The following is a 25,225-nucleotide window of genomic DNA, read 5'->3' as shown; positions in this document are numbered from 1 at the left end:
CCACCCGACCCCACCCCGGCGCCCAGTCCGCCACGGCGAACCTGGCCATGGGCCCGGCGCTGGCGGTCATCGACCGGATCCGCGACGCGGTGCGCAAGCCGTCCGAGGGGAAGCGCTGACGGCAGGCCGGGGGGTGGTGGCCTTCCGACCGGGAAGGCCACCACCGCACTTCGGCCAGGTGATCTGGCAGCGGGCCGAGCCACGGGAAGGTCGGCGTGACGTGCCCCTCGCCCTCGCCGTCGGGGTGTCAGGTCCGGGCGCGGACGAGGTGCGGGAAACCGACCCGGACGTCCACACCGTCCGACGCGTGCAGCGCGGGTGGCTGCGCCGGGGCGGGCAGACCGGCGGCCTGGACGACGTCCTGCCGGAGGTCGACAAGGTTGCCACGGCGAAGCGGCCACGGCGGATGCGCCACGTCCACTGCGACGAGGCGTCCCGCTACCTGGGAATACAGTCGGTAGCGGGCGGTCAGGAAGTGGTCGAAGGCCGTGAGTTCGGCGTCCCGGTATGCCTGGCCGAAGCGTACCCGCAGGTCGTAGCCGGCCCCGTCCGGTCCGGGCGTGCGCCGCCGGCCCCGGTAGCGCACCGTGTCGCCGTCGACCTCCACCGCCAGGTCCGACCAGAAGTAGGGCAGTCGCAGGCTGGCGCGCGCGGCGACCACGGCCGGCAGCCGCCCGGCGTCGAGCGAGAAGAAGTAGAGCCCGACGGCGCCGTCCGGCCCGTGGACATAGGTGCGCACGTTCGTCTCCGGGAACCGGGACAACCAGGGCACGGCGGGTAGCCGGGGTGGACGCACGTCCTCCATGAGGAAGGGCAACAAGCCGACCCAGGCGGCACCGTCGAAGGTGTGTACGGTCAGGTTGGCGGGCAGCAGACGTTGGACCACCTGTGCGGGGTACCGCCAGTGGAGGAAGGTCATCGTGCGCCACCGCTGGACCAGCACGGCGGTGGACACCTGCGGTGAGCGCGGTGCGCGCATCCCACCTCCTCGGAGAGCGCCGACGGCCACACGCCTCGCATCGCCGTACCGCTGGGGCTACCCTTCCGCTGCGCCGGATACACCTGCCGAGGGGAGGGCGCACCCGCCGTGGTGCCGATCGGCGGCGTGCCGTCCGGTTGCCGGACGTCGGCAAGAATGTCGGGCGATGTCGGCCGGATGCCGCCCTGGATGGCGGCCCGAGGTGAAGGCCACGATGTGGGCATGACAAGCGACTATGCCGTGCTCACCGAGGACTTGACCAAGTTCTACGGCCAGCGTCGCGGCATCGAGAGCCTCACGCTCCGGGTGGGTGCCGGTGAGGTGCTGGGCTTCCTCGGCCCCAACGGTGCCGGGAAGACCACCACCATCCGCCTGCTGCTGGACTTCCTGCGTCCGACCTCCGGCAGCGCGACCGTCCTCGGACTCGACCCGCGCCGCGACAAGGCCGCCCTGCACCGACAGATCGGCTATCTCCCCGGCGAGCTGTCGTTTCCCGGCCGGGAGACAGCCGGGGACCTGCTGCGCTTCTTCGGCGCGGCCCGCGGCGGCGTGGCCTGGTCCCAGGTCACCGCCCTGGCCGAGCGGCTCGATCTGGACCTGTCCCGCCCGGTACGCACCATGAGCAAGGGCAACAAGCAGAAGGTCGGTCTGGTCCAGGCGTTCATGCACCGGCCGGCGCTGCTGATCCTGGACGAGCCCACCAGTGGCTTGGACCCGCTCATGCAGCAGGAGTTCCTGGCTATGGTCCGGGACGCCCGCGATGCCGGGCAGACGGTCTTCATGTCCTCGCACGTCCTGGCGGAGGTGCAGCACACCGCCGACCGGGTGGCCATCATCCGGGACGGCCGGCTGGCCGCCGTCGAACGCGTGGAGTCGCTCGGCAAACGGGCCATCCGGTCGGTGGAGATCCACTTCAATGATCCGGTGGACCCGGCGGAGTTCGACGTCCTGCCCGGGGTCAGTGAGGTGACCGTGTCCGGGCCGGTGCTCCGGTGCACGGTGAGTGGCCGCCTGGATCCGTTGATCAAGATGGCGGCGCGGCACGAGGTCGTGGACATGCTGTCGGCCGAGCCCGACCTGGAAGAGACGTTCCTGTCGTTCTACTACCACTCGGAAGGAGCCGGCGATGCTTCCCGCGCTGGTGCGTAAGACCTGGCGCGACGACCGCCGCGCGGTGCTCGGCTGGGCCGTCGGCGTCGCCGCTTTCACCACCATCTACACGTCTTTCTACCGCCAGTTCCAGGGCGCGGCCGAACTCAAGCAGGAGGCCCTGCCCCAGGGGATGCTGGACTTCCTCGGCATCGCCGACATGTTCTCGCCGGCCGGTTACCTCCAGGCGACGATCTTCAGCCTGGTGGGTCCGCTGCTGGTCCTGATGTGCGCGATCACCCTGACCGCCCGGACGATCGCCCGGCCGGAAGAGGACGGCGGTATGGAACTACTGCTGGCCAACCCGCTCTCCCGTACCGCTTTCGCCGGCCAGCGTCTCGCGGCTACCGGCACCGCCGTCACCGTGGTCGCGGCCATCCCGTTGCTCCTGCTGTTCGTCGTCGTCCCCCGGGTGGGCATGGACATCCCGCTGTCCAACGTCGCCGCCGCCGGTGTCGGGTTGATCGCCCTGGTCTGGTGCTTCACCGGCATCGCCTTCCTGGCCGGTGCCGTCTCCGGAAGGAGGAGCAGCGTCCTGGCGGTCACCGGTGCGCTCGCCGTCGCCGCCTACATGGCCAACGCCATCTCGGGCATGTCCGAGGGCTGGCACTGGGTGCGCTGGCTGTCGCCGTTCCACTACTTCATCGGCACCGATCCCCTGCACACCGGTTGGCACCCGGTCGAACTGCTCATCCTCGTGGCCGTCGGTGCCGCGACGGCCCTCGCCGGAGTGTGGGCGTTCGACCGTCGCGACGTCGGTGTCTGACGCGGAACCTGGTGGTCGTCGAACACGGTCGGCGCCACCAGGTTCGGCAACCGGCTGTCGTCCCCGCCTCCACCCGGGGGCCACCGGAACGCGGACAAGGACCTACCGATGAGCGACCACCGTTGGCTGGCCGACGACTGCGAAGGGCTGCTCCGCGCTCCGGCCGGCGAGTGGCACGGGCGCACCGCCGCCCGGCTGGGGGCGCGGGCCGCCGACGAGGGCCTGCACCTGCACGACCTCGTCGACGGCGTTTTCGCCGCCGCCGCGGTCTGCTGGCGTACGCCGCCCCTCGACTCCGCCGACACCACGGACGCCGTGCACCGTCGGGCGGCGACGCTGCTGGACGCCACGCGCGGGGTGTTGCGGGCCGTCCTCGACGGCTACCTCCGGCAGAGCCGCGCCGAGCTGGTACGCCACGACGCCGAGCGTGCCGCGTTCGTCACCGAACTGTTGACCGGTCGGGCCGAACCCGGCAGCCTGGTCGAGCGGGCCCACCGCTACGGCATCCGACTGTCCGCCACGCACACCGTGCTGGTCGCCCGTGCCGCCCACCTCACCGCCGACATCACGCACCGCGTCGACGCGGCGCTCGCCGCCCGGTTCGGCGAGGGCAACATCCTCACCACCCTCCGCGACGGTGACCTGGTGTGCATCAGCGCCGGCGGGCTCCGCGGCATCGGTGCCGAGCTGGCCCACCTGCTCCTCACCGAGCTGGGTGCCGAAGGTTGGCAGGTGGCCGTCGGTCGTCCCCACCCGGGGGTGCACGGCCTGGCCACCTCTCTCGAAGAGGCTCGCAACGCCCTCGACCACGCCGCCAAACTGGGCTTCACCGCGCCCGTGCTCAACGCCGCCGACCTGCTGGTGTTTCCGGTCCTGCTGCGTGACCGGGAGGCCATCACCGACCTGGTCACCACCGTCCTCGGCCCGCTCACCACCGCCCGCGGCGGCATCGAGCCCTACCTGGAAACCCTGGCTGTGCTCTTCGAGAACCAGGGCAACCACACCGCCACCGCGCGCCAGATGCACCTGTCCGTCCGGGCGGTCACCTACCGTCTCGACCGCATCCACAGCCTGACCGGTTACCACCCCAACGAACCCACCCAACGTTTCACCCTGCACGCCGCCGTGCTCGGCGCCCGACTCCTCGGCTGGCCGGACCGGCAGGAGACGTAGGCCGGGAGCCGGAGGGTACTCAGCCGCCGACCGTCTGGGCGGTGAGGTAGTCGAGGACGGCGCGTACGTCACCGTCGGTGCGGGCCAGGACGCGGCGCTGCCGCTGGGCGCCGTTGCCGTCGCGACGCAACCGGGTGAGCTGTTCGCGTACCTGGTCGAGGTCGCCGTGGCGGTCCAGGACCGGGGTGACCGTGGCGAGCAGTTCGTCGACGAGGTCCCAGGCGGGTCGGGCGCGGCCGGAGCGCAGGTCGATCAGATCGCCGGCGAGGCCGTCGTGGGCGGCCCGCCAGTGCGCGGCGGAGACCAGGCAGTCTCTGATCCGGCGGGCCGGCACCCCGGCACGTACGTCGTCGGCGAGCGTCGCCACCAGAGCCCGGACCAGCCCGGCGACCAGTACGGTGTCGTCCACCGTCGGGCAGACGTCGCCCACCCGGACCTCCACGGTGGGATACGCGGCCGACGGGCGCGCGTACCAGTAGACCATCGCGGCGTCGAGCAGGATGCCGGCCTTGATCAACTCTTCGACGGTGGCGTCGTAGTCGGTGGCGGACTCGAAGTGCGGAGTGGGTCCGATGCTGGGCCAGCGTTCCAGCTGCATGGACCGCCAACTGGCGTGCCCGGTGTCGTGGCCGTCGTGCAGGGGCGAGTTGGCGGTGATGGCCTGCACCACGGGCAGCCAGGGGCGCAGGTGGTTGCAGATCTGCACGGCCAGCTCCCGGTCCGGTACGCCGACGTGCACGTGGCAGCCGCACACCGCCGGGTCGTGGGCGACCGGGCCGAAACGGCGGGACATCGCGTGGTACCGCGGCTCGTCCGGCACCGAACGGTGCCGCTCGTGTACGGGCGTGGCCCCGACCGCGACCAGCCGGGCCCCGACGGTCCGGGCCGCGTCGGCGGCACGACGGCGCAGCTCCAGCAGGTGGGCCCGGAGTGCACCGAGGTCGGCGCAGACCGGGGTGACCATCTCGACCATGCTGTGCCGGAACTCCTGCCGGCTCTGCTCACGCGTCGCGGTGGACAGTGCGGCACGGACCCGGTCGGCGGCCGGGAGGCTCTCCCCGGTGACCGGGTGCAGCAGCAGGAACTCCTCCTCCACCCCCAGGGTCAGCAGCTTCGAGGCGGCGTCGGTGGTGGTGGCGGCGCGCGGCGGGTGGGACGTCATCGGCACCTGCTTCCAGAGCTGGCCCCGGCCAGTGATGCCGGCGGTCTCCCGGCCGGGGGCCGGCCACTCGGGGCGAGGCTCGTCGACCACGCCTGCTCGTCGACGGCTGGGGCGTCACCCGACGGCGTCATGCCCTCACCGTACGGTCCTCAGCCCCGCCTACGGGGCGGATCGGTGAACGCGCGGTGACGGCCGGGCCGCCCGGAGCGGGAACACCGCCGCGGAGTTCAGGTGTGCGCCTCGCCCCAGCGGGTAGCCCTCGGCGGCGGTTCGTGTCGGTGGTGGGAAAGGGTGGCCACTGGTGTGTGGCATCAGCGGGGAAGCGCGGTTCGACGGTTCGCCGCCGGACGCCGACGCGGTGGCCAGGATGAGCGACGCGATGCGCTCGCGGGGACCCGACGGCGAGGGTACGTGGAGCGACGGGTGGATCGTCCTCGGGCACCGCCGGCTCACCATCATCGACCTGTCCGACGCCGGCGCGCAGCCGATGGTCCGTGAGGACCTGGGCCTGGCACTGGTCTTCAACGGCTGCGTCTACAACTATCCCGAACTGCGCGAGGAACTGCTCGCCGCCGGGCACACCTTCCGCTCCACCAGCGACACCGAGGTCATCCTGGTGGCGTACGCGCAGTGGGGCGAGGCGTTCGTCGACCACCTGGTCGGCATGTTCGCCATCGGCCTGGTGGACCGGCGGCGACGGCGGCTCGTGCTGGCCCGCGACCGGCTCGGCATCAAGCCCCTCTACCTGGCCGAGACACCGGGACGACTGCGGTTCGCCTCGACCCTGCCGGCGCTGCTGCGCGGTGGGGACGTCGACACCGGCATCGACCCGGTGGCGCTGCACCACTACCTGTCGTGGCACTCGATCGTGCCGGCGCCCCGGACGGTGCTGCGTGGCGTGCGCAAGCTGCCCCCGGCGACGCTGCGGGTGATCGACGAGGACGGGCGCAGCCGGGAGCGGGTCTACTGGCAGCCGGAGTACGTCCGGCAGCCCGCCCACACCGGCATGGACGCCCGGGACTGGCAGGCGGCGGTCGGTGGCGCGCTGCGCACGGCGGTACGACGACGGCTGGTCGCGGACGTACCCGTCGGGGTCCTGCTCTCCGGCGGGCTGGACTCCAGCCTCATCGTCGCGCTGCTCGCCGAGGCGGGCCAGCAGCACCTGCGGACGTTCAGCATCGGATTCGACAGCCGTGGCGGCGAGGCCGGCGACGAGTTCGACTACTCCGACCTGGTCGCCCGCGGGTACGACACCGACCACCAGCGCATCCGGCTGGCGGACGACGACCTCGTCCCGGCGGTACGGGCGACGGTGGCCGCGATGACCGAACCGATGGGCAGCCACGACGTGGTGGCCTTCCACCTGCTCAGCGAGCAGGTCGCCAAGCACGTCAAGGTCGCCCAGTCCGGGCAGGGCGCCGACGAGGTGTTCGCCGGGTACGGGTATCACCAGCCGCTCACCTCGGTGCCCCGCGACCGTGCGGCGGACGCGTTCGCGGCGGCGTTCTTCGACCGGGACCACGCCGAGTTGACCAGGGTGGTCAGCCCCGCGTACGCCTGCGACCGGGACGCCAGCCGCGAACTGCTCGTCGCGGAACTGGCCGCGCCCGGCGCGGAGACCGCGCTGGACGCGGTGCTGCGCCTGGACACCCACCGGATGCTCCCGGACGACCCGGTGAAGCGGGTGGACAGCATGAGCATGGCCTGGGGACTGGAGGTCCGCACCCCGTTCCTCGACCAGGACCTGGTGACGCTCGCGGCGGCCTGCCCGCCGGAGCACAAGGCGGCCCAGGGCGGCAAGGGGGTGCTCAAGGAGGTGGCCCGAGAGGTGCTGCCCGCCGAGGTGATCGACCGGCCCAAGGGGTACTTCCCGGTGCCCGCCCTGCGCAACGCGGACGGGGCGGTGCGGGACCTTGTCGTCGAGGCGCTGCGGGCACCGGCGGCGCGGGAACGGGAACTGTTCCAGCCCGGGTACGTGGAGGAGTTGCTCGCCGACCCGGAGGCGGCACGGGCGGCGGCCGGCAGCAACAAGCTGTGGCAACTCGGCCTGCTGGAACTCTGGCTCCAGACCCACGGCATCAGCTGAGGCGGCACGTCCGGCGGCACCTGCCACGGCGGGGCGGTGTCCGGCGTGAGTGTGAAAACAGCGTTAAAAATCGGGTGTTCGCCGTCATGGCCGCGTCACGAGCCCTGTCCTTGACCTGGGGCGGCGTTGAGATTGCCCGGCGGGGCCGGGACGCGGCCGCCGCGAGCGAGTCCGGTGAGGGAGAGTCAGCCGTGTCTGACGTGGTGTTCGTGCTGGTGACGGTGGGGCTGTTCGCGGTGCTCGCCCTCGTGGTGAGGGGTGTGGAGAAGCTGTGACCGCCGTCAACGCCGTCGGCCTGGTACTGGCCGTCGGCCTGGCCGTGTTCCTGGTGGCCGCCCTGCTGTTCCCGGAGCGCTTCTGATGTCCGAGACGGCAGCCGGCGCGCTGTTCACCCTCTCGCTCGCGGTGGCGCTGGCCGCCGTCCACCGGCCCTTCGGCAACTACCTGTACCGGGTCGTCGCCGGCACCCGGCACACCCGCGTCGAGCGGGGCGTCTACCGGCTGGTCGGGGTCGAGCCGACGGCCGAGCAGTCCTGGGGTGTGTACGCGCGCAGCCTGCTCGCCTTCTCCGCCGTCTCGGTCCTGTTCCTGTACGCCTTCCTGCGGCTGCAGAACCACCTGTGGCTCTCGCTCGGGTTCGGGCCGGTGGTCGCCCACGGCGCGTGGAACACCGCCGTGTCGTTCGTGACCAACACCAACTGGCAGTGGTACCCGGGCGAGTCGACCATGGGCCACCTGGTGCAGATGGCCGGGCTGGCGGTGCAGAACTTCGTCTCCGCCGCCGTCGGCATCGCCGTCGCCGTCGTGTTGGTCCGCGGCTTCGCCCGCCGTCGCACCGGCGACCTGGGCAACTTCTGGGTCGACCTGACCCGGATCACGCTGCGGATCCTGCTGCCCATGTCGGTGCTCGCCGCGATCGTGCTGATGATCGGTGGCGTGGTGCAGAACCTCTCCGCCGGCACCGACGTCAGCACGTTGACCGGCGGCGGTCAGACCGTCACCGGTGGGCCGGTGGCCAGCCAGGAGGCGATCAAGGACCTCGGCACCAACGGGGGCGGCTTCTACAACGCCAACAGCGCCCACCCGTTCGAGAACCCGACGGCCTGGACGAACTGGTTGCAGATCTTTCTGCTGCTGGTGATCCCGTTCAGCCTGCCCCGGGTCTTCGGCCGGATGGTCGGCCAGGTCCGTCAGGGTTACGCCGTCGCCGCCGTCATGGCGGTCCTGGCCATCGCCAGCGTCACCCTGACGAACGCGTTCGAGCTGGCCGGTAACGGCACCGTGCCGCACGCGGTGGGCGCCGCGCTGGAGGGCAAGGAGGTCCGGTTCGGCGTACCGGACTCGGCCACCTTCGCCGCCGCCACCACGCTCACCTCCACCGGCTCGGTGAACTCGTCCCACGACTCGTACACCGCGCTGGGCGGCATGATGACCATGGGCAACATGATGCTCGGCGAGGTGGCGCCCGGCGGTGTCGGCGCGGGCCTCTACGGCATGCTCGTCCTGGCCGTCGTCACCGTGTTCGTCGCCGGGCTGATGGTCGGCCGGACCCCGGAGTACGTCGGCAAGAAGATCGGCTCCCGGGAGATCAAGCTCGCGTCGCTGTTCTTCCTGGTGTCCCCGGCCCTCGCGCTGGTCGGCACGGCGTCGGCCTTCGCCACCGGCAACGACGCCACCGCGCTCAACGTCGGCCCGCACGCGCTTTCCGAGGTGCTCTACGCGTTCACCTCGGCGAGCAACAACAACGGTTCGGCGTTCGCCGGCCTGGTGGCCGGTACGCCGTGGTGGAACACCGCACTGGGCGTCTGCATGTTGCTCGGCCGGTTCCTGCCGATCGTCTTCGTGCTCGCCCTGGCCGGCTCGTTGGCCCGGCAGCAGCCCACCCCCGCCTCCGAGGGCACCCTGCCGACCGACCGGCCGCTCTTCGTCGGGATGGTCGTCGGCGTCACGGTGATCCTCGTGGCGCTGACCTTCCTGCCGGCGCTCGCGCTCGGCCCGCTGGCCGAGGGGCTGTGACGACCGTGAGACAACACGACATCACGACACCGGCGCCGCACGGCACCGCCGACGCGGCGACCGCCGGCACGCCCGCCACCCACGGCGACCGCGCCGGCGGCCTGCTCGACCCCAGACAGCTGACCCGGTCCCTCCCGGATGCCCTCGGCAAGCTCGACCCGCGCAGCCTGTGGCGTAACCCGGTCATGTTGATCGTGGAGGTCGGCGCGGTGTTCACCACCGTGCTCGCGGTGGCCGACCCGTCGGTGTTCGCGGTCGCCATCACCGCCTGGCTGTGGCTGACGGTCCTCTTCGCCAACCTCGCCGAGGCCGTCGCCGAGGGCCGGGGCAAGGCGCAGGCCGCCACGCTGCGGAAGGCGAAGCAGGACACCGTCGCCACCCGGCTGCTCGGCTGGACGCCCGGCGTCGCCCCCGACTCCTACCGCACCGAGGACGTCCCGGCCGCGCAACTGGTGCGCGGCGACGTCGTCGTGGTGGAGGCCGGCCAGGTCATCCCCGGTGACGGGGACGTGGTCGAGGGCATTGCCAGCGTCGACGAGTCCGCCATCACCGGAGAGTCCGCCCCGGTGATCCGGGAGTCGGGCGGGGACCGCAGCGCGGTCACCGGCGGCACGAAGGTGCTCTCCGACCGGATCGTCGTGATGATCACGCAGCAGCCCGGTGAGAGCTTCGTCGACCGCATGATCAATCTGGTCGAGGGGGCCAACCGGCAGAAGACCCCGAACGAGATCGCGCTGAACATCCTGCTCGCCGCGCTCACGATCGTCTTCCTGCTGGCGGTCGTCACGCTCCAGCCCTTGGCCGTCTTCTCCAAGGGCTACCAGGGCGCGGCGCCGGACACCGAGGCGGTCACCGACGCCGGCGTCACCGGGATCGTGCTGGTGTCCCTGCTGGTCTGCCTGATCCCGACGACCATCGGGGCGCTGCTCTCGGCGATCGGCATCGCCGGCATGGACCGTCTGGTGCAGCGCAACGTGCTGGCGATGAGCGGCCGGGCCGTGGAGGCCGCCGGCGACGTCAACACGCTGCTGCTGGACAAGACCGGCACCATCACTCTCGGCAACCGGCAGGCCACCGAGTTCGTGCCGGTCGAGGGCGTGGAGCGGGCGGCCGTCGCCGACGCGGCGCAGTTGTCCAGCCTCGCCGACGAGACCCCGGAGGGGCGCTCGGTCGTGGTGCTGGCGAAGAACGAGTTCGGGCTACGCGAGCGCGAGCCGGGTCTCGTCCCGCACGCCACGTTCGTGCCGTTCACCGCGCAGACCCGGATGAGTGGCGTCGACCTGACTCCGGAGGACGCCGGGCCGGCACGGCGGATCCGCAAGGGTGCCGCCGCCGCGGTGATGACGTGGGTACGCGAGAACGGCGGCCATCCCACCGAGCAGGTCGGCCAGATCGTCGACGAGATCAGCGGCGTCGGCGGCACCCCACTGGTGGTCGCCGAGCACCTCGACGGTCAGCCGGCGCGGGCTCTCGGCGTCATCCACCTCAAGGACGTCGTCAAGGCCGGAATGCGGGAGCGTTTCGACGAGATGCGCCGGATGGGCATCCGCACCGTGATGATCACCGGTGACAATCCGCGTACCGCCCGGGCCATCGCCGACGAGGCCGGCGTGGACGACTTCCTCGCCGAGGCCACCCCGGAGGACAAGCTCGCCCTGATCAGGAAGGAGCAGGAGGGCGGCCGGCTGGTCGCGATGACCGGCGACGGCACCAACGACGCGCCGGCGCTCGCCCAGGCCGACGTCGGCGTCGCGATGAACACCGGCACGTCGGCCGCGAAGGAGGCCGGCAACATGGTCGACCTCGACTCCGACCCGACCAAACTGATCGAGATCGTGGAGATCGGCAAGCAGTTGCTGATCACCCGTGGTGCGCTGACCACCTTCTCGATCTCCAACGACATCGCGAAGTACTTCGCGATCATCCCGGCCGTGTTCGCCGGCATCTACCCCAGTCTGGACACCCTCAACATCATGCGGCTGTCCACCCCGGAGTCGGCGATCCTCTCGGCGGTCATCTTCAACGCGCTCGTCATCGTCGCGCTGATCCCGCTGGCCCTGCGCGGCGTCCGGTACCGCCCGGCCTCCGCCTCGCAGCTGCTCAGCCGCAACCTGCTGGTCTACGGTCTCGGCGGCATCGTGGTGCCGTTCGTCGGCATCAAACTCATCGACCTGCTCATCCAGTTCGTCCCGGGGATCTCCTGATGCGCCTTCCCACCTGGCTCGCCGTACACCTGGCCGCCCTGCGCGCGCTGCTCGTCCTCACCGTGCTGCTCGGGCTCGCGTACCCGCTGGCCACGGTCGCGGTCGGCCGGATGCCCGGCCTCGCCGACAACACCGGCGGGTCGCTCGTGACGGTCGACGGCCGCGCCGTCGGCAGCACACTGATCGGCCAGTCCTTCACCGACGCCGGCGGCAACCCCGTACCGCGCTACTTCCAGTCCCGCCCGTCGGCGGCCGGCGACGGCTACGACCCCACCTCCACCGGCGCCAGCAACCTCGGCCCGGAGAGCGTGGTCGACACCATCGCCACCGAACCGGCGGAGTCGAGGCCGAGCCTGCTCACCCGGGTGTGCGCGCGTAGCAAGGCGGTGGGGGAACTCGACGGCGTCGACGGCCGGCGCCCGTACTGTACCGCCGACGGGGTGGGGGCGGTGCTCGCCGTGTTCCGCCGTGACGGGTTGACCGGTCCGGTGACCCGGGTCGTCAGCGTCAACCAGGTCGCCCCGGCCGTGCCGTTCCTCGCGAGTTACCAGGGGGTGCCGGTCGAGTTGGCCCGCCCCGGTGAGGACTACGTGTCCGCCGGTGGACTGGTCACGCCGATCCGGGGTGACGCTCCGGCCGAGCCCGCCGTCCCCGCCGACGCCGTCACCGCCAGCGCCAGCGGCCTCGACCCGCACATCTCCCCGGCTTACGCGGAGATCCAGGTCACCCGTGTGGCGCGCGAGCGTGACGCGGACCCGGCGGCGGTCCGTCGCCTGGTCCGGGAGTACACCACCGGCCGGGTGCTCGGCTTCATGGGCTCGCCGGGGGTGAACGTGCTGGAACTCAACCTGGCGCTCGACGAGCGGTTCCCCGTTCGCTGAGGCGGCCCCCGTCCTGGGCGGATGATGACAGAGGCACTTCGGCGAGAGAGAGGACCCCGGGTGGCGCGGGGAGAGCTGCGGATCTATCTCGGGGCCGCCCCCGGCGTCGGCAAGACCTACGCGATGCTCGAGGAGGCCCATCGCCGGGTCGAACGCGGCACCGACGTGGTGATCGGCTTCGTCGAGACCCACGGCCGCGCCCACACGGCCGCGATGGTCGGCGACCTGGAGCAGGTGCCCCGGAAGGCGATGACCTATCGGGGCGCCGGGTTCACCGAGATGGACCTCGACGCGTTGCTCGCCCGACGGCCCGAGGTGGCCGTCGTCGACGAGTTGGCCCACACCAACGTGCCCGGTTGCCGGCACCGCAAGCGCTGGCAGGACGTCCAGGAGTTGCTCGACGCCGGCATCACCGTGCTCACCACCGTCAACATCCAGCATCTGGAGTCCCTCAACGACGTCGTCGCCCAGATTACCGGCACCGTCCAGCGGGAGACCGTTCCGGACGCCGTCGTCCGCGCCGCCGGACAGGTCGAACTCGTCGACATGACGCCCGAGGCGCTGCGCCGGCGGATGGCCCACGGCAACATCTACCGCCCCGACAAGATCGACGCGGCGCTGGGCAACTACTTCCGCGTCGGCAACCTCACCGCCCTGCGCGAGCTGGCGCTGCTCTGGCTCGCCGACAAGGTCGACGACCAGCTCGACGCCTACCGCGCGCAGCAGGGCATCTCCGCCACCTGGGAGGCTCGGGAACGCGTCGTCGTCGCGCTCACCGGCGGCCCGGAGGGCGACACGCTGATCCGGCGCGCCGCCCGTATCGCCGACCGGAGCAAGGGCGCCGACCTGCTGGCCGTACACGTCGCGCGCAGCGACGGCCTGGCCGGCGCCGACCCCGCCCAGCTCGCCCGGCAACGGATGCTGGTGGAGAGCCTCGGCGGCACCTACCACCAGGTCCTCGGCACCGACATTCCCGCCGCGCTGCTCGACTTCGCCCGTGGCGTCAACGCCACCCAGCTCGTCCTCGGCGCCAGCCGGCGCGGCCGGTTCGCCCAGCTCCTGTCCCGCGGCGTCGGGGTCACCACCACCGCGCTGTCCGGAGCCATCGACGTGCACCTCGTCACCCACCCGGGGGCCGGGCAGGGGCGGCGCACAGCGGTGCCGACGGCGCTGTCCCGGCGGCGCCGGCTGCTCGGCTTCGCGCTCACCCTCCTGGGCATGCCCGCCCTGACCGCGTTGCTCAGGGCCCTGCCCGACCTCACCCTGACCAACGACATCCTGATCTTCCTCGCCGCCGTCGTCGGAATCGCCCTGACCGGTGGGCTGTGGCCGGCGCTGCTCGCCGCGCTCGGCGGGTCACTCCTGCTCAACTGGTTCTTCACCCCGCCCTTCCACACCCTGACCATCGCCGAGGCCGACAACCTGCTCGCCCTGGGTGTCTTCGTCGGCGTGGCCATCGCCGTCAGCGGTGTCGTCGACGTCGCCGCCCGGCGTACCCGCGAGGCGGCCCGCGCGTCCGCCGACGCCCAGACCCTCGCCACCGTCGCCGGCAGCGTGCTGCGGGGCGAGCGGCCCCTGCCCGCGTTGCTGAACCGGCTACGGGAGACGTTCGGGCTGCGCGCGGTGAGCGTCCTGGAGAGCGCCGACGAGGCCGCCGGACGCCCCGACCGCAGCCGTGACGACACCGTGTGGCAGGTGGTGGCCGCCGTCGGGGAACAACCGCCCAACAGCCCCGATGCGGGAGAGACCGCGGTGCCGGTCGACGATCGACTCACCGTCGTCCTCGCCGGCCGCCCACTGCACGCCTCCGACCGGCGCATCGTCGAGGCGTTCGCCGCCCAGGCCGCCCTCGCGCTGCGCCAGGAACGCCTCGCCGCGGAAGCCGCCACCGCCCGACCCCTCGCCGAAGCCGATCGCATGCGCACCGCACTGCTCGCCGCCGTCAGCCACGATCTGCGCACACCACTCGCCTCCGCCAAGGCCGCCATCTCCAGCCTGCGCAGCCACGACGTCGAGTTCGACACCGCCGACCAGCACGAGTTGCTCGCCACCGCCGACGAGTCCCTCGACCGGCTCGGCCGGCTCGTCGCCAACCTGCTCGACATGAGCCGCCTGCAGGCCGGCGCCCTGGGCGTCCACCCGGTGGCTCTCGGGCTGGAGGATGTCGTACCCCGCGCGCTCGACGAGCTGGGCCCGGCCGCGGCCGACGTGGCCACCGACATCCCCGCCGACCTGCCCGCCGCCAGCGCCGACCCCGGCCTGCTGGACCGGGTCCTGGTCAACGTCGTCGCCAACGCCCTGCGCCACAGCCCGCCCGGCCAGCCGCCGGCCATCACCGCCAGCGCCCACGCCGGCCAGGTCGAGCTGCGCGTCATCGACCGGGGTCCCGGCATCCCCGAAGACCAGTGGGAACACGTCTTCCAGCCGTTCCAGCGACGCGGCGACCGGGACAACACCACCGGGGTCGGTCTCGGCCTCGCCCTGTCCCGTGGACTCGTCGAGGCCATGCACGGCAGCATCACCCCCGAGACCACCCCCGGTGGAGGACTCACCATGGTCCTGCGGCTGCCCGCCGCGACGCCGACCCAGCCGACGGAGGGCCCGCAGGAATGACCCGGATCCTCGTCGTCGACGACGAACCACAGATCCTGCGGGCCCTGCGCATCAACCTGCGCGCCCGTGGCTATGACGTCGACCTCGCCGCCACCGGCACCGCCGCCCTCAGGACCGCCGCCAGTCACCCACCCGACCTGGTCGTGCTCGACCTCGGCCTGCCGGACCTCCACGGCGTCGACGTCATCCGGGGGCTCCGTGGCTGGACCACCGTTCCGATCATCGTGCTGTCGGGACGCGTCGGCAGCGACGACAAGGTGACCGCGCTCGACGCCGGCGCCGACGACTACGTCACCAAACCCTTCGGCGTCGACGAACTGCTCGCCCGCATCCGAGCCGTCACCCGTCGCCACGGCCAGGGCGGCGAGGCTTCCGGCCCGACGGCGCGGGTCGGCCGACACGCCGTCGACCTCGCCGCCCGCACCGTCACCCGCGACGACGGCAGCGACGTCAAGCTGACTCCCACCCAGTGGGGCGTACTGGAACAACTGCTGCGCAACCCCGGCAAGCTGATCACCCAGCGGCAGCTCCTGCGTGCCGTCTGGGGACCCGAGTACCAGAACGAGACGAACTACCTACGCCAGTACATGGCCCAACTGCGCCGCAAGCTCGAAACCGACCCCGCCCGGCCCTGCCACCTCATCACCGAACCCGGGATGGGTTACCGATACCAGCCATGAAGACCACCCACGGCCGGTACGGCACGGCGGGATGGTCAAGAGCGGCGCTACCTGCCGTCCCTGCCGCTGGCGATCGCGCTGGCCCGGTTCTTCGGCAAGACGGTGGAGGAGGTCTTCGATGTCGACAGGTGAGGGCGCGACCCGCGGGGCGTGGTCGTGGAAGCGGTGGTCCACGGTGGGGGCCGCCGTCCTGTGCGGCCTTGCTTATCTCGTGGCGGGCCTGCGGGGCGGTGACCACACGTTCGCGTTTGTGGGGTTGGGGCTGATGCTCGCCATCGCGGTGCTGCTCCTCGTTCTCGCCCGGACGAGCGAGACGGTTGCCGGCCTGCTCGACCGGCGTGACGAGCGGATCAACCGCATCGACGGCGATGCCACCTCCTTCGCCGGGATGACGCTGGTCGCCGCCGTGCTCGTCGGTTTCGTCGTCGAGGTCGCGCGCGGGCAGGACGGGCAGCCGTACGCCGCGCTCGGCGCGATAGCCGGGGTCGCGTACGTCGTCGCGCTGGTCGTGCTGCGCATCCGTCGCTGACCGGGCGGGCCACCGGTGGTGGCCCGCCGCCAACTGCTGTCCTCCGGGTCGCGCACGCGCTGCCCCACCGACGGGTTGCGACTCGTCGACGCTGGTCAGCTCGGCTGCTGCGGCCCGCGTCGGGCGTACTTGGCGCGGAACTTCTCCACCCGGCCCTCGGTGTCGAGCAGGCGCTGGCGGCCGGTCCAGAAGGGGTGGCTGGCCGAGGAGATCTGCACGTCGATGACGGGGTAGGTGTTGCCGTCGGTCCATTCGACGGTCTGGTCGCTGGTGGCGGTGGAGCGGGTGAGGATGGCGAAGTCGGCGGCGCGGTCGCGGTAGACGACGGGCCGGTAGGCGGGGTGGATCCCGGGCTTCACGCGGGTTCTCCTTCGGTGTTGGTCGGGTCCGGGCCGGCGAGCGGGAAGCAGCCGGCGAACGGGTCGGGGTAGGTGCGCCAGGTGTCCTCGCCGTCGGCGAGTTCGGCGTCGGTGAGCAGGCACCGGCTGAGGGTGCGGCGCAGGTCGGCGGGGTCGAGTTCCAGGCCGATGAAGGCGAGGTGCTGGTGCCGGTCGCCGTAGTAGGGATCCCAGTCGAGGGCGGCGGCGAGCCGCCGGTGGTCGGAGACGTCGTCCCAGTGGGCGTCGGGCAGGGTGGCCAGCCAGCGGCCCAGGGAGCCGAGGCCGAGGCCGCCGCCGGCGAACTCCCAGGCGACCACCGTCTCGGGTTGGCTGGCCAGCCACAGGTGTCCCCGGGAACGGATGACGTCGGCGTTGACCTCTTCCAGGACGGTGTGCAGCCGGCGGGGATGGAAGGGGCGGCGGGCGCGGAAGACCACCGAGACCACGCCGCAGTCCGGGTGCGGCTCGTGTACCCCGAGGGAGTAGCCCTCCAGGCCGCGGGCGAGCACGCCGGGGGTTTCGGGGCGGTGCCGGCGGGTGCCACGCAGTTGGCGGGTCAGCTCCCCGGCGTCGACGTGGTCGCCCTGGACGCGGACCAGGGTCGCCCAGGGCGTCATCCGTTGCAGCAGCACCGCGAGACGGCTGGTGTCGTACGCGCCGTCGGGGGAGTCTCCCCAGAGGACCAGGGTGTCGGCGTACTCGATCTGTCGGACGACGACGTCGGCGAGGGCCCGATCGTCATTGTCGGCGGCCTGGATGCCGAGGGCCCGGAGGTCGTCGGTGCTGGAGAGGCCGTCGAGCAGGTGCTCGGCGGCCACGACGGTGACGTATGAGTCGATCCGGAGCAGGTCGGCGAGCGGCGCGCCGTCGACGAGGCAGTGTGCGCAGGCGGCGGCGACGGCCTCGGGCTCGACCACCTCGGGCAGCATCAGCAGCAGGTCCCGGCCGGAGTGGGCGCGGGCGAGTCGGGCGAGGGTGGGCAGCACGTCCTCCCGCAGCGTGCAGGAGACGCAGCCGTGCGCCAGCGTGATCCGCTCGTCCTCCACCAGACCCGCGCTGTCGCGGACCACCCGGTGCACGGTGCCCTCGCGAACCTCGGCGAGGTCGTGGCGGACCAGTAGCAGCGCCGGGTCGGCGGCGAGGAGCGAACGGGCGACGGCGTACGTGACGGCCGGCCAGAAGCCACTGAGCACGGTCAGCGACGGGCGGGTGTCGGCCGACGGGACTCCGGCGTCGGCCGGTGCGAGCGGTGACGTCGACATCACAGTCCTCTCGACTTAGTTGAAAACGATTGTCATTATATGCACGTGGTCGACAACGGGCGGCAGGCGGGTTTCGGGTGCTGGTCACCCTGAGGCGCGGCGGTGGGTCGTGGCCGGCCAGGAGGTCGTCCGTCGGTCGAGGTAAAACAAAACGATTATCGTTACCGTCAAGCCTTGTTGTGAAGGAGTAACCGTGTCCCGACGCTGTGACGTCACCGGTGCGAAGCCGAGCTTCGGCAACGCCGTGTCGCACTCCCACCGGCGCACCCGCCGCCGCTGGAACCCCAACCTGCAGAGCCACCGCTACTGGCTGCCCTCGGAGCGGCGGTGGGTCCGGCTGGCGCTGACCGCCAGGGCGCTGAAGACGGTGGACCGCAAGGGCATCGAGAAGGTCGTGGCCGAGCTGCGCTCCCGGGGGGTGACGGTCTGATGGCCCGGCAGACCGATGTCCGCCCGATCGTGCGGCTGCGCAGCACCGCCGGCACCGGCTACACGTACGTCACCCGGAAGAACCGCCGCAACGACCCCGACCGGCTGGTGCTGCGCAAGTACGACCCGGTCGTGCGCCGGCACGTCGAGTTCCGCGAGGCGCGCTGACGTGGCCCGCAAGAGTCTCGGTAATCGGCAGGCCCGCCGCGCCGAACTCGTCGCCCGGCACGCCGAGCGTCGCGCCGAACTGAAACGGGTGATCGCCCACCCGGACACGGACCCGGCGGTCCGGGACGACGCGGGCCGTCGCCTGGCTCGCCTGCCACGGGATTCCAACCCGGTGCGGCTGCGCAGCCGGGACGTGGTCGACGGGCGGCCACGCGGGGTGCTGAGCCGCTTCGGGCTGTCCCGGGTGCGGTTTCGCGAGATGGCGCTGCGTGGCGAGCTCCCCGGCATCCGCAAGGCGTCCTGGTGAACCACCGGGTCGACCGGTGGCGACGCTCGACCGGCTGGCCCTCGGCTAGTTGAAATCCGTTACCATTGCCAGAATCCGCCGAGGTGGGGGTGCCTCTGGGTGGGCGGATCCGGTCGGCGTGGCTCCCGCATCCGTGGGGCGCCACGCCGGCCGGTTGCCCGGTGGGAGAAGTGACGCTGCTGGCGGTCAGCGACCGCCGCCGCCGTCCTCGCCGCCGGTGCGGCCGAGGGAGTGGCCCACCGGGCCGCCGTCGTGGTGGTCGGCGTGGAAGAGCGCCTCGGTCAGCAGTCGCTGTACGTGCACGTCGGCGGCCGAGTAGTAGACGAACGTCCCCTCCCGCCGGCCGCGCACCAGCCCGGCGAGGCGCAGCTTCGCCAGGTGCTGGCTCACCGCGGTCGGCGCCGCGCCGACCAGCTCGGCCAGGCAGGCGACCGAGGACTCGCCCTGCAGCAGAGCCCAAAGGATCTTGATACGGGTCGGGTCGGCGAGCAGCCGGAACCCTTCGGCGGCGAGCTGGACCTGCTCGTCGTGCGGCATGCGGAAATCCGGCAACGACGTGTGCACGCCCCCACTCTAGCGACCATCCACTCCATGACTGGTCTACTGCCTGCGAAGATGCGCAGGTATGCTGCCGGTTGTGACGATGACCAGGGAAGCCACGCAGGCGCCCGCAGCGGCCACGCCGCCGGCCAAGCCCCTCGCCCACCGTCTCTGGGCCCTGTCCGAGGTGCGATGGGCCGTCGCGGCCCTGGTGCTGTTCGCCCTCGGTGGTGCCGCGCAACTGGCCGGCGCACCTGCGCCGGTGTGGTGGACGCTCTACCTCGTCTGTTACGTGGCGGGCGGCTGGGAGCCGGCGCTGTCCGGCCTGCGGGCGCTGCGCGAACGCACCCTGGACGTGGACCTGCTGATGATCGTCGCGGCGCTCGGTGCCGCCGGGATCGGGCAGGTCTTCGACGGGGCGTTGCTGATCGTCATCTTCGCCACCTCCGGGGCGCTGGAGGCGTTCGCGACCGCACGGACCGCCGAGTCCGTCCGCGCGCTGCTCGACCTGAACCCTGACCGGGCCACCCGGCTCGGCCCGGACGGCAGCGAGGAGACGGTGGACACGGGCCGGCTGCGCGTCGGGGACGTGATCCTGGTACGCCCCGGTGAACGCATCGGCGCCGACGCCGTGGTCGTCGACGGGGCGAGCGAGGTCGACCAGGCGAGCATCACCGGCGAACCGCTACCGGTGGACCGGCAGACCGGCGACGAGATCTTCGCGGGAACCGTCAACGGCACCGGGGCGCTGGTGGCCCGCGTGCACCGCCCCGCCGGGGAGACGGTGCTCGCCCGGATCGTCGCCCAGGTCGAGCAGGCCTCCGCCACCAAGGCACGCACCCAGCTGTTCGTCGAGAAGGTCGAGCAGCGCTACTCGATGGGCGTCGTGGTGGCCACGCTGGCGCTGTTCACCGTGCCGCTGATGCTCGGAGCCGCGCTACAGCCCACCCTGCTCCGGGCGATGACCTTCATGATCGTGGCGTCCCCCTGCGCGGTGGTGCTGGCCACCATGCCGCCGCTGCTGTCCGCGATCGCCCTCGCCGGCCGCCACGGCGTACTGGTCAGGTCCGCGGTTGTGATGGAGCGCCTCGCCGACATCGACGCCGTCGCCTTCGACAAGACCGGCACCCTCACCGAAGGCACCCCCGTGGTCACGGCCGTCCACCCGACGGGCCCGGCCCACGACGAGGACGCGCTGCTGCGTCTGGCCGCCGCGGCGGAACTGCCCAGCGAGCACCCACTCGCCGCGGCGGTGACCGCCGAAGCCCGGCGCCGGGAACTGCCCCTTCCCGCCCCGCACGACTTCACCGCCACCCCCGGTGTCGGCGTCGTGGCCACCGTCGACGGTCACCAGGTACGGGTCGGCAACCCCACCCTGCTCGACGAACTGCCCCCGTCCCCGGAGTGGGAGCGGGTCCGCACCGCCGTCCAGGCAGCCCAGACCGGCGGGCGTACCGCCGTGGTGGTCGTGGTCGACGACGCGCCGGCCGGCGTGCTCACCCTCACCGACCGGGTACGCGCGGACGCCGCGCGCACCGTCGCCACCCTCGGCACGCTGGCCGGTCGCCCCCCGGAACTGGTCACCGGTGACAACGCCGCTGCCGCCGGGCGTCTCGCCGAGGACGTCGGCATCCGCACCGTCCACTCCGGGCTTCTGCCGGCCGACAAGGTCGACCGCGTCCGCGCCCTGCAACGCGACGGCCGGCGGGTGCTGCTGGTCGGCGACGGGATCAACGACGCGCCGGCCCTCGCTGCCGCCGACGCCGGCATCGCCATGGGCCGGCGCGGTTCCGACCTCGCGTTGCAGACCGCCGACGCGGTGCTGATCCGCGACGACCTCACCGCCCTGCCGGCGGTGCTCGCGCTCGCCCGCAGAGCCCGACGGATCGTGGTGGCGAACCTGGTGATCGCGGGGACGTTCATCACCGTGTTGGTCACCTGGGACATCTTCGGTCACCTGCCGTTGCCGCTCGGAGTCGCCGGCCACGAGGGCTCCACCGTCATCGTGGGCCTCAACGGGCTGCGCCTGCTGCGCACCGCCGCCTGGCACCGCGCCCGCGACGGCCGCTGAGCGGCCGTCGTCGGCTCACTCGGCCCGGACCGAGGACGCGGCAGCGCATCCGCCAGGTGACCGCGTCCGGGCCGCCGGGCAGGCGCAGAGCCAGATCTCCCCGACGTACCGGTCGGCTCACATCCGCCGCACCGTCCGGATGCCCAGCAGGTGCAGTCCTTGACGCAACGTCCGGGCGGTCAGTTCGGCCAGCAGCAGCCGGCTCTGCCGCAGTTCGTCCGGGGCTCGCAGCACGGGGCACCGCTCGTAGAACGCGCTGAAGCTGGTGGCCAGCCGGTGCAGGTAGCCGGCGAGGCGGTGGAACTCCAGGCTCCACTCCACCTCGGCGACCACGGCGGCGAACCCGAGCAACTCGATCGCCAGCGCCCGTTCGGCCGGCCCGGTGAGGATGACCGGCGCGTCCGGCCGGGCCGCCGCGCCGGCCCGCCGGAACACCGACTGGATCCGCGAGTACGCGTACTGGAGGTAGGGCGCGGTGTTGCCGTCCAGGGAGAGCATCCGCTCCCAGTCCAGGACATAGTCCTGGGCCCGGTCGGTGGCCAGGTCGGCGTACTTGATCGCGCCGATGCCGACGGCCCGGCCGGTCTCGGCGGTGGTCCGGTCGTCCCAGTCGGGATTCTTGGTCCGGGCCAGCTCGGTGGCCCGGGCGACCGCCTCCTCCAGCAACCCGACCAGCTTCACCGACTCGCCGGTCCGGCTGCGCAGCATCCGTCCGTCGGCGCCGAGAATCGACCCGAAACCGAGGTGTTCCGCCCGCGCCGGCGGGCACAGCCAGCCGGCCGTCGCCGCCGTCGCGAAGACCATCGCGAGGTGCTGCCGCTGCGGCAGCCCGACGACGTAGAGCAGGCGGGTCGCGCCCAGCTCGTCGATCCGGTGCCGCAGCGCGGCCAGGTCGGTCGCCGGATAGCCGTAACCGCCGTCCCGCTTGCGCACGATCAACGGCAGCGGCTCGCCGTCGCGGCCGGTGAATCCGGGCGGAAAGACGCAGGCCGCCCCGTCACTGTCCACCAGCAGACCGAGCCGGTCCAGATCGTCGACCACCGCGCCGAGCCGGTCGTGGTAGACGCTCTCACCCTGGAAGTCGTCCCCGGTCAGGGTCACGTCCAGCAGGTCGTACACAGCCAGGAAGTACCGCTCGGACTGCTCCACCAGCAGCCGCCACAGCCGTCGGGTGCGTTCGTCGCCGCCCTGCAACGCGACCACCCGCCGCCGCGACCGCTCCCGGAACGCCTCATCGGTGTCGAACTTCGCCCGAGCCTCCCGGTAGAAGGAGCCGAGATCACCCATCGAGAACTCGTCCGCGCCCTCGGCCTCGCCGAGGGCGACCAGGTGCTCGATGAGCATCCCGAACGGGGTGCCCCAGTCGCCGAGGTGGTTGACGCGCACCACCCGGTGCCCGAGCCATTCCAGCAGCCGTGCCGCCGCGTCGCCGATGACGGTGGAGCGCAGGTGCCCCACGTGCATCTCCTTGGCCACGTTCGGCCCCGAGTAATCCACCACCACCGTCTCCGGGGCGGCCGTCGGCGGAACGCCGAGCCGGTCGTCGCGGGCCAGCTCGGAGACCAGATCGGTCAGCGTCCGGTCCGCCACCGTGAGGTTGAGGAAGCCGGGACCGGAGACCTCCGCCATCGCGCAGACGTCGTCCAGCGCCGCGTGGGCCAGCACCTCGGCGGCGATGTCGCGGGGCGGGCGGCCGAGCCGCCGGGCCAGCGCCAGCGCCGCGTCGGACTGGAAGTCCGCGCGCGGCGACCGCCGTACCAGGGGGTCGACCGGGCCACCGGCCACGGTCGCGAACGCCGGCGCCAGCCGGTCGGTGAGCAGCCTTTCCAGATCCATGGGTATGCCGATCTCGCTCGGCCCGCGCCGTCGGGCGGGTCTCCGGAACAGGGAGAGATGCGGGCGGACCGAGGGCGACCGGCGCTGACCCGGCGGCTCGATCCGCCGGTCGCAGGGAACAGGTCAGCGCGGGCGGGCGACGGATCGCCGGCGTCGCTCCGCACCGACCTGGACGTCGTACGACGTGCCGGTGCTCCGAGCGGGCGCGCTGGTCATGGGCGGCAGCGTAGTGGATTCGCCGAGGTGGGGCACCGCAGTTTCCCGGGGCGTGGCGGACAACTCGTCACCGCGCCCCGGGGTACATCGAGAGCCCGACGCCCCCGATCTGGGTCAGCTACGCCGGTAGCTCTCCGCGTAGTGGTCGGCGACCCGTTGCCGGTACTCCGGTCGGCCGAAGTCGTCCGGGTCGAACGCCGGAGACTCCCTGACCTGCTCACGGCTGCGGTCGACGTGCACCACCCGCTCCAGGTGGTCGACGCGGTCGACCGTGCCCACCGGCAGCAGCACCTTCCTCCCCAGATTCCACGGCCCGGTGTCTACCACCAGGTACCGGGTGCCGGCGTCCTCGCTCGCCTGGTCGATGGATCCGATCCTCCCGTCGGTCGCCTCCACCCGGTAGCCGACCAGGTCGACCGGGGTACCCGGGCCGGGAGCGTCCGGACCGTCGTGCTCCGAGCCGGCCCGCGGCTCCTCGGCGGGGCGGGTCTGGTGGTACCCGCCGGCGAAGGCGGCCGGGTCGCGCCACACCCACGGATTGAACGGCTGCATGTCGGACACCTCCGGTTCGTCCGGCTCTCGTCGCCCCCTGCAGAGGTGCCCCGTACGGCCCTCGTGAACCGCTCGCACCCGACCTGCCCTCCGTACGGCTGTCCGCGGCGGATCTCGGCCGGAGGTGCCGATCCCGCCGGCCGTGCCGACCGCCGAACCCGCTGGCATACTCGCTGACCATGGTGTTGTCCCGCGGCTGGTCGGTCTTCCTCGTCGCTGTCGGCGTGTGGACCTGGGTCATCTGGCCGAGGTTCGCGGTCGCCATCTGGAACGATCCGCGCGCCTGGTCCACCGGCACGGTCGGCGACGGTGCCCCGACCGGCTTCCTCTGGGTCCACGCCCTGCTCATCGCGGCATCGCTCGCCATCGGCACCACCGTCGGCCTGCTGGGAGTGCGCGGCTGGCGCGCCGCCCGCCGTGGCGGTCCGGCCGTCTGACCGCTGCCGTTCGTGCCGTCGGTCGTCGAGTCGTCGCCCGTACGGTGACTGCCGAGGGGACCCGTCTCCGGGCGGCGCCAGGGGCCCCTGACAGCACCTCACCTGCGGGGATGACCCGTCGGCCTGGGTGTGACGCGGGACGCCCCCGCGCCGATTTGACGATCAAACCCGCGGACGCGTAACTTTCTCTCTGCCAGCGCGGAACGGACGAAACAGGCGAAAGCCAGTAGGCCGGGCGCGGGAAGGGAACTGGGGTTGCGGGGGTTGTGTCTCTCGTAGCCGGGACCCGGGTGGTGCCCCTGGATTCGCCGCGAGGCGGATTTGGCGGAGCGGAGCCGACCGGGTAAGGTTGACGACCGGCAGGGCACCGGGCGAGTCTGCGGGACACCGCAGCGGCCGGCCTGCCAAATCCGATGATCGAGCGTAGCGGTTGCCGCTGCGTCCCTTCGGCGGGGCCAACTCGTACGAACCGTAACAGACCGAGATACACCGGTTGACACGGGGAAGATGGGAAGGTAAAGTAGTAGGAGTGCCCGGCGCGTGAGTGTTGGGTGTGGTTGCCCCTGCTGGGGCCTCACGGTGTGGGGTTTCTGGTGGGTGTGTGGTTGTTTTTTGAGAACTCAACAGGGTGCTTGTTAAGCCAGTGCCAATTATGATTGATGCCCCGTGCTGGCTGGGTCTGCTTTTTTGGTGGGTCTGGTTGGTGGGGATTCCTTTGGCAACACTTTTGTTGTCGGGACATGTTTTCCAATTTTTTGTTGGAGAGTTTGATCCTGGCTCAGGACGAAC

24 protein-coding genes are annotated in these 25,225 nt (G+C 72.0%); 17 read left to right on the top strand and 7 right to left on the bottom strand.

The window, feature by feature from the left end; translation table 11 throughout:
* Positions 1–247 precede the first annotated feature (247 nt).
* Entirely contained in the window at positions 248–979 is a 732-nt protein-coding gene (locus E1165_RS18300; protein WP_132393014.1) for a YqjF family protein, read from the bottom strand.
* Between the two features lie 222 nt (positions 980–1,201).
* Between E1165_RS18300 and E1165_RS18295 the strand changes: the two genes are divergently transcribed.
* From E1165_RS18295 to E1165_RS18285, 3 genes are all read left to right on the top strand, one after another.
* Positions 1,202–2,128 carry an ABC transporter ATP-binding protein gene (locus tag E1165_RS18295; RefSeq protein ID WP_132393012.1) on the top strand — a complete coding sequence of 309 codons (927 nt, stop codon included), beginning with the start codon at positions 1,202–1,204 and terminating at the stop codon, positions 2,126–2,128.
* A complete protein-coding gene (locus E1165_RS18290) occupies positions 2,106–2,894 on the top strand; it encodes an ABC transporter permease subunit (protein WP_132393010.1) in 789 nt (262 codons plus the stop codon). Before E1165_RS18295 ends, E1165_RS18290 begins: the two co-directional genes overlap by 23 nt.
* A gap of 108 nt (positions 2,895–3,002) precedes the next feature.
* Positions 3,003–4,067 carry a CdaR family transcriptional regulator gene (locus E1165_RS18285; RefSeq protein ID WP_132393008.1) on the top strand — a complete coding sequence of 355 codons (1,065 nt, stop codon included), beginning with the start codon at positions 3,003–3,005 and terminating at the stop codon, positions 4,065–4,067.
* A gap of 19 nt (positions 4,068–4,086) precedes the next feature.
* Here the strand turns inward: E1165_RS18285 and E1165_RS18280 are convergent, their stop codons facing one another.
* Entirely contained in the window at positions 4,087–5,229 is a 1,143-nt protein-coding gene (locus E1165_RS18280; protein ID WP_132393020.1) for a glutamate--cysteine ligase, read from the bottom strand.
* Positions 5,230–5,530: 301 nt separating this feature from the next.
* Here E1165_RS18280 and E1165_RS18275 point away from each other — a divergent pair, with 301 nt between their 5' ends.
* The 9 genes from E1165_RS18275 (at position 5,531) to E1165_RS18230 (ending at position 16,238) form a co-directional block, all read left to right on the top strand.
* On the top strand, positions 5,531–7,315 hold the full coding sequence (locus E1165_RS18275; RefSeq protein ID WP_132393006.1) for an N-acetylglutaminylglutamine amidotransferase: 1,785 nt from the start codon (positions 5,531–5,533) through the stop codon (positions 7,313–7,315).
* 86 nt (positions 7,316–7,401) lie between these two features.
* Positions 7,402–7,590, top strand: a complete 189-nt coding sequence (locus tag E1165_RS18270) for a hypothetical protein (protein WP_132393004.1) — start codon at positions 7,402–7,404, stop codon at positions 7,588–7,590.
* Complete coding sequence (gene kdpF, locus E1165_RS18265) at positions 7,587–7,676, top strand: K(+)-transporting ATPase subunit F (protein WP_132393002.1); 90 nt, start codon at positions 7,587–7,589, stop codon at positions 7,674–7,676. Before E1165_RS18270 ends, kdpF begins: the two co-directional genes overlap by 4 nt.
* Positions 7,676–9,331: a potassium-transporting ATPase subunit KdpA gene (gene kdpA, locus E1165_RS18260; protein ID WP_132393000.1), complete on the top strand. Its 1,656-nt coding sequence runs from the start codon at positions 7,676–7,678 to the stop codon at positions 9,329–9,331. The genes kdpF and kdpA overlap by 1 nt, the downstream gene beginning before the upstream one ends.
* Before the next feature lie 101 nt (positions 9,332–9,432).
* Positions 9,433–11,535, top strand: a complete 2,103-nt coding sequence (gene kdpB, locus E1165_RS18255) for a potassium-transporting ATPase subunit KdpB (RefSeq protein ID WP_243704853.1) — start codon at positions 9,433–9,435, stop codon at positions 11,533–11,535.
* Positions 11,535–12,416 (top strand): potassium-transporting ATPase subunit C, encoded by an 882-nt coding sequence (locus tag E1165_RS18250; protein WP_132392998.1) that lies wholly within the window; start codon positions 11,535–11,537, stop codon positions 12,414–12,416. Before kdpB ends, E1165_RS18250 begins: the two co-directional genes overlap by 1 nt.
* Before the next feature lie 60 nt (positions 12,417–12,476).
* Complete coding sequence (locus E1165_RS18245; protein WP_132392996.1) at positions 12,477–15,029, top strand: sensor histidine kinase KdpD; 2,553 nt, start codon at positions 12,477–12,479, stop codon at positions 15,027–15,029.
* A complete protein-coding gene (locus E1165_RS18240) occupies positions 15,026–15,709 on the top strand; it encodes a response regulator (protein ID WP_132392994.1) in 684 nt (227 codons plus the stop codon). Before E1165_RS18245 ends, E1165_RS18240 begins: the two co-directional genes overlap by 4 nt.
* Before the next feature lie 118 nt (positions 15,710–15,827).
* Complete coding sequence (locus E1165_RS18230) at positions 15,828–16,238, top strand: hypothetical protein (RefSeq protein ID WP_132392992.1); 411 nt, start codon at positions 15,828–15,830, stop codon at positions 16,236–16,238.
* Between the two features lie 95 nt (positions 16,239–16,333).
* On the opposite strand, the gene E1165_RS18225 is transcribed toward E1165_RS18230, so the two are convergent.
* Complete coding sequence (locus E1165_RS18225; RefSeq protein WP_132392990.1) at positions 16,334–16,597, bottom strand: type B 50S ribosomal protein L31; 264 nt, start codon at positions 16,595–16,597, stop codon at positions 16,334–16,336.
* Positions 16,594–17,883, bottom strand: coding sequence for a GTP-binding protein (locus E1165_RS18220; protein WP_207916946.1), 1,290 nt, complete (start codon positions 17,881–17,883; stop codon positions 16,594–16,596). The genes E1165_RS18225 and E1165_RS18220 overlap by 4 nt, the downstream gene beginning before the upstream one ends.
* A gap of 190 nt (positions 17,884–18,073) precedes the next feature.
* On the opposite strand from E1165_RS18220, the gene rpmB reads away from it, so the two are divergent.
* The 3 genes from rpmB to rpsN are packed head-to-tail and all read left to right on the top strand — an operon-like array spanning position 18,074 to position 18,784.
* Complete coding sequence (gene rpmB, locus E1165_RS18215; protein WP_132392986.1) at positions 18,074–18,310, top strand: 50S ribosomal protein L28; 237 nt, start codon at positions 18,074–18,076, stop codon at positions 18,308–18,310.
* The gene (gene rpmG / locus E1165_RS18210; RefSeq protein WP_013287204.1) at positions 18,310–18,477 is read left to right on the top strand and encodes a 50S ribosomal protein L33; all 168 of its coding nucleotides are present in this window, start codon (positions 18,310–18,312) and stop codon (positions 18,475–18,477) included. Before rpmB ends, rpmG begins: the two co-directional genes overlap by 1 nt.
* A gap of 1 nt (position 18,478) precedes the next feature.
* The gene (rpsN, locus tag E1165_RS18205; RefSeq protein WP_132392984.1) at positions 18,479–18,784 is read left to right on the top strand and encodes a 30S ribosomal protein S14; all 306 of its coding nucleotides are present in this window, start codon (positions 18,479–18,481) and stop codon (positions 18,782–18,784) included.
* A 186-nt stretch (positions 18,785–18,970) separates the two neighbouring features.
* Here the strand turns inward: rpsN and E1165_RS18200 are convergent, their stop codons facing one another.
* A complete protein-coding gene (locus E1165_RS18200) occupies positions 18,971–19,348 on the bottom strand; it encodes a metalloregulator ArsR/SmtB family transcription factor (RefSeq protein WP_243704852.1) in 378 nt (125 codons plus the stop codon).
* Between the two features lie 79 nt (positions 19,349–19,427).
* Here E1165_RS18200 and E1165_RS18195 point away from each other — a divergent pair, with 79 nt between their 5' ends.
* Positions 19,428–21,395, top strand: coding sequence for a heavy metal translocating P-type ATPase (locus tag E1165_RS18195; protein WP_132393016.1), 1,968 nt, complete (start codon positions 19,428–19,430; stop codon positions 21,393–21,395).
* A gap of 117 nt (positions 21,396–21,512) precedes the next feature.
* Here E1165_RS18195 and argS read toward each other — a convergent pair whose 3' ends face one another.
* Both argS and E1165_RS18185 read right to left on the bottom strand, forming a co-directional pair.
* Complete coding sequence (argS, locus tag E1165_RS18190) at positions 21,513–23,231, bottom strand: arginine--tRNA ligase (RefSeq protein WP_132392982.1); 1,719 nt, start codon at positions 23,229–23,231, stop codon at positions 21,513–21,515.
* A gap of 330 nt (positions 23,232–23,561) precedes the next feature.
* Positions 23,562–23,999, bottom strand: coding sequence for a PRC-barrel domain-containing protein (locus tag E1165_RS18185; RefSeq protein ID WP_132392980.1), 438 nt, complete (start codon positions 23,997–23,999; stop codon positions 23,562–23,564).
* Positions 24,000–24,178: 179 nt separating this feature from the next.
* Between E1165_RS18185 and E1165_RS18180 the strand changes: the two genes are divergently transcribed.
* Positions 24,179–24,436 carry an SCO4848 family membrane protein gene (locus E1165_RS18180; protein ID WP_132392978.1) on the top strand — a complete coding sequence of 86 codons (258 nt, stop codon included), beginning with the start codon at positions 24,179–24,181 and terminating at the stop codon, positions 24,434–24,436.
* Positions 24,437–25,225 lie beyond the last annotated feature (789 nt).

Source organism: Micromonospora sp. KC723 (assembly GCF_004348595.1).
GTDB lineage: Bacteria > Actinomycetota > Actinomycetes > Mycobacteriales > Micromonosporaceae > Micromonospora.
Note: the sequence above shows the minus strand (reverse complement) of the source record. Positions and strands in the feature narration are given on the sequence as shown.

Bases quoted from the DNA above. Each gene is read 5' to 3' on its own strand.
- E1165_RS18240 (WP_132392994.1), top strand. From the start codon at position 15,026: ATGACCCGGATCCTCGTCGTCGACGACGAACCACAGATCCTGCGGGCC.
- E1165_RS18295 (WP_132393012.1), top strand. From the start codon at position 1,202: ATGACAAGCGACTATGCCGTGCTCACCGAGGACTTGACCAAGTTCTAC.
- rpmG (WP_013287204.1), top strand. From the start codon at position 18,310: ATGGCCCGGCAGACCGATGTCCGCCCGATCGTGCGGCTGCGCAGCACC.
- E1165_RS18195 (WP_132393016.1), top strand. From the start codon at position 19,428: ATGACCAGGGAAGCCACGCAGGCGCCCGCAGCGGCCACGCCGCCGGCC.
- kdpA (WP_132393000.1), top strand. From the start codon at position 7,676: ATGTCCGAGACGGCAGCCGGCGCGCTGTTCACCCTCTCGCTCGCGGTG.
- E1165_RS18290 (WP_132393010.1), top strand. From the start codon at position 2,106: ATGCTTCCCGCGCTGGTGCGTAAGACCTGGCGCGACGACCGCCGCGCG.
- E1165_RS18285 (WP_132393008.1), top strand. From the start codon at position 3,003: ATGAGCGACCACCGTTGGCTGGCCGACGACTGCGAAGGGCTGCTCCGC.
- E1165_RS18250 (WP_132392998.1), top strand. From the start codon at position 11,535: ATGCGCCTTCCCACCTGGCTCGCCGTACACCTGGCCGCCCTGCGCGCG.
- E1165_RS18230 (WP_132392992.1), top strand. From the start codon at position 15,828: ATGTCGACAGGTGAGGGCGCGACCCGCGGGGCGTGGTCGTGGAAGCGG.
- argS (WP_132392982.1), bottom strand. From the start codon at position 23,231: ATGGATCTGGAAAGGCTGCTCACCGACCGGCTGGCGCCGGCGTTCGCG.
- E1165_RS18180 (WP_132392978.1), top strand. From the start codon at position 24,179: ATGGTGTTGTCCCGCGGCTGGTCGGTCTTCCTCGTCGCTGTCGGCGTG.
- E1165_RS18300 (WP_132393014.1), bottom strand. From the start codon at position 979: ATGCGCGCACCGCGCTCACCGCAGGTGTCCACCGCCGTGCTGGTCCAG.
- E1165_RS18270 (WP_132393004.1), top strand. From the start codon at position 7,402: ATGGCCGCGTCACGAGCCCTGTCCTTGACCTGGGGCGGCGTTGAGATT.
- E1165_RS18280 (WP_132393020.1), bottom strand. From the start codon at position 5,229: ATGACGTCCCACCCGCCGCGCGCCGCCACCACCACCGACGCCGCCTCG.
- E1165_RS18185 (WP_132392980.1), bottom strand. From the start codon at position 23,999: ATGCAGCCGTTCAATCCGTGGGTGTGGCGCGACCCGGCCGCCTTCGCC.